Origin of the sequence: Sphingomonas sp. (assembly GCF_013816785.1) — a bacterium.
Taxonomy (GTDB): Bacteria; Pseudomonadota; Alphaproteobacteria; order Sphingomonadales; family Sphingomonadaceae; genus Sphingomicrobium.
Window position 1 is genome coordinate 1 of sequence record NZ_JACDDV010000063.1, and the last position, 3,528, is coordinate 3,528.

At 63.7% G+C, this 3,528-nt stretch carries 2 protein-coding genes; both read right to left on the reverse strand.

Annotated elements, in window-relative coordinates; genetic code table 11:
* Positions 1 to 2,936 (reverse strand): hypothetical protein (locus tag H0W65_RS11010; RefSeq protein WP_294007578.1); only part of this gene is annotated, 2,936 nt, incomplete at its 3' end.
* Positions 2,937 to 3,281: 345 nt separating this feature from the next.
* Positions 3,282 to 3,528 (reverse strand): hypothetical protein (locus H0W65_RS11015; protein WP_294007580.1); only part of this gene is annotated, 247 nt, incomplete at its 5' end.

Consider the following 3,528-nt stretch of genomic DNA (forward strand, 5'->3'; position numbering starts at 1 on the left):
TCGACGCCACCCTGGATGCCGCGGCGCTTGGTCTTGAAGCGATCGACGCGGAAGCCGGTGCCAAACACCGTGTAGTCCTGACGGTCGGTCCTGTCCTGGCTGTAATAGACCTGGCCCCAGGCGCCGAGCCCGTTGCTGCGGTTGCGGCCCAGGTCGCTGCGGCGAAGCGCGGAATAGTTGCTGTAGATGTCCGCCGACTGATACCATAGATTCTGGGCCAGATCGCCGATCACCACCGGCTCGATCGCCCCGATGTTGGGCAACGATCTCAAGAAGGTGTCGCCACCGGTCTGCAGCAGCGAGTAGTTGATCAACCCGAAACTCGTCTGGCCGAGGAGATTGAATGGATTGCCCGTCGCCGTGGCTGCATCGACGATCAGGACGCCATCGGGGTCGATGATCGCCGAACCCGAAAGAAGGGCAAGATTGACACCGGTCGAGCCGCTGGCATTGCCGCCAATAATCAGGCGGTCCGAAGTCAGTCCGCCACTTCCGCCGCCTACGTCGATCCCCAAATTGGCCGCGCCGCTGCCGATATAATTGCCGCAAATGGACAGGGTGTCGTTGGCCGCGCCGTCGATCATGGTGATCGTCCCGGCGTTGTTGAACGTTTCACAGTTTATCAGCGCTCCAGTCCCATCGGTAAAGCGCAAGGTGCCTCCGGCAAGATTGTTGAAGATGTCGTTGCCACCCCGGAAATCGCTCGTCCCGATCACCTGGAATAGGCCACCATTATTGACGACATCGTTATTGTCGGTGAGGTCGATGCGGCCGATGATCGAGCCGCCCGGGTTGATGTTGATCAGCGCCGCGGCGCCGTCGACGTTGATCGCCGGACCGTTCGCCGAAGAGACAGCGGCGTTAAGAGTGACGGTCGTTCCGGTGCCCGAGGTCGCGTTGATCCCGGCGACGGCTCCGGCGACTGTCGCGCCGGGCTGGGTGGTGATGGTGATCGCGCACTGCGTTGAGGCGAGGATGCCGGTCCCCTGCGCGCTGACGATCGCGCTGGTGGCATTGATGTTGATGTTGGCGCAGCCCGTCGCGGTGGCGCGGATCGCGTCCGAACCGGGGCCGCTGACATTAACTCCGCCCGACACGATCGTCTGCGCGCCAGTGGTGGTTGCGACGTCGATGCCGGGGCTGTTGCCGCCGATCGTACGGATCGGGCCACTGGTCACCGTGACCGCGCCGGCGCCGCCGGCAACATTGATCCCATCGCTGTTGATACCTGATGTCGTCACCGAGCGGCAGTTGACATTGATCGTGCCCGTGCCGGCGACATCGACTCCAGGCGAATTGGCCCCAGTCGTGACGACATCGCCGCAGACCAAAGCAACCGGGCCTGGACCTCCACCGATGATCACCCCGGTTGAGCCTCCCCCACCGGTGCTCACCGGCCCGGTGGTCACCGCGATTGGGCCGGTCCCCGTGACGATCACGCCGGGCGAAGTGGGCCCCTTGGTGACGGTCGTGCCGATAATCGCCGTGATCGGGTCGGCCGCTCCGTTGATCACCGTTCCGGGACTGTTGCCGCCGCCGGTGGTGACCGATCCGGTGCGGTCGTTGATGGTGCACGCGCCCGCGCCGAGCGTGAGGCAGGCGGCCGGGTTGGTGATCAGCGACACGCCGGGCGAATTATTGCCGGTGGTCGAAATCGCGCCGAGACTGGTGGTGATTCGTCCGGGCGAATTGACGAGCACGCCTGCCGAATTGGCGCCGGTCGTGGTAACGTTACCGGGCGTTCCCGGGGCGGGAGTCAGCGTGACGCTACAGCCGCCGATGCCAAGCACAATGCACACTGCGGGATCGGTCGCGATGTCGATTGCGTTGGCGCCGGTCCCGGCGGTCTGGACAGTGCCGACGCGGCCGGTGGTCGGGCCCGCCGCGCGGACCAGGATGCCCGTCGCGCCCGCGCCCTGGGTGGTCAGGCTGCCGACGGTGAAGTTGGTGCCGCATGCACCCGCGCCGACGACGACGCACGCGGTTGGATCGGTCGTCAGGCTGAGGCCGAGTGCGTTGGCGCCCGCCGTGCTGAGTGTTCCGACGGTGGCCGAAGTCGGCCCCGCTGCCGTTACCAGCGCGCCTGTCGAGCCGATGCCAAGCGTGCGCAGCGTTCCGACGTTGAACGCCGTGCCGCAGTTGCCCGCGCCAATGTTGACGCAAGCGGCGGGATCGGTGGTCAGGTTAAGCCCAGGGGAGGTCGCGCCGGCGGTGGTGAGTGTGCCGATGTTGAGGCTCGTCGGGCCTTGAGCGGTAATCAGCGCTCCGGGGCTGTTGAGTCCGGTCGTCGCTACCTGGTTCGCGACCGCGCCGATGCTGCATCCACCGATCAATGTGACACACACCGCGGGGTTGGTGGCAATGTCGATAGCGGGGGCCCCGACGCCGGTGGTCGAGAGCAGTGTAGCCGAACTGAAGGTAACGTTGCCAGTCGAGCGCAACAGTGCGGCGGTCGAGCCGTCGCCGGTCGTCGTCACACTATTGACGGTGAGGCCGAGTGGGCCACTGGTCGAGGTGACGTTGGCGCCGCGCGACAGGATTCCCGACGTGTTAAGCGCGTTGAGCGTCGCGGCGACCGTCCCCCCGGTAAGCAGTGCGGCGTCGCTGTTGGCGCCGGTTGTCACCAGCGTGCCCGTTTCCGTAACTGTAAGCAGGCCTGGGGTGGTTAGCACCAGTGCGGGCTGGTTATTGCCGGTAGTAGTGATGTTGCCGGTGAGGTTGGTGACGATGTTGGTCGGTGAGCTGCCGACGAGGCCCGGGCCCGACAGGACCGTCGTGCCGGTCGTCACCGTGCCCGTCACGGGCAGCGGGAGTAGCGGATCGACGCACGTCAATACCCCCAAAAGGTTGGCGGTGCAGATCGTTTGAGCACTTGCCGCAGTCGGAATAAGGAGCGCGAGCGGAGCGACCGGCACAAGATAAGCTGCCGAGCTCAAGAGTAAGGCCGGTCCAAAAACTTTCGCCATCGGAAATCCCCTGACTGGAGGTGGCCGGTGGAACGCAACTATCAGATTCGAATGATTCGCCGGCTGATAACGCGCTGTTTAACGGAAAGTTAGAAAGTTTTATTGACATAAATTAATGCCGTAGAGAGTTGTTAATAATGAAGAATGGTGCCCCGCGGGGCTGCCGCAACAACCGTCAACGGATTGGTCGGCAGCGTAAGGCCTCTCGGCGCATGGAGGGGGGCGCGCGCGCCGAGAGGTTGAACGCCGCCCGGCAGATTAAGGAGACTCATGCCGGAGGAAACTCAATTTTATATCCGCTTTTACGAGAACCGATTAATCCAAATCAATTTTTCGAAACATAACCTGCGAAACGGCCGTCGATTTTCTCGCCGATGGGATCGACCCGGCCAAGTCCGAGGCGAGACTATTCGATATCCCTCTCAAAAGCCTTAGCGATGCCTCCATCCTCACGCGCGATTCCCCGACGGTATCGGCCAGCTCGCGCTTCAGTTCCAATGCGGTGGAGACGGCCGCGACCGCTTGCTCAGTCGTGAAGGCGCCTGTTTCGATCAGCGTGTGC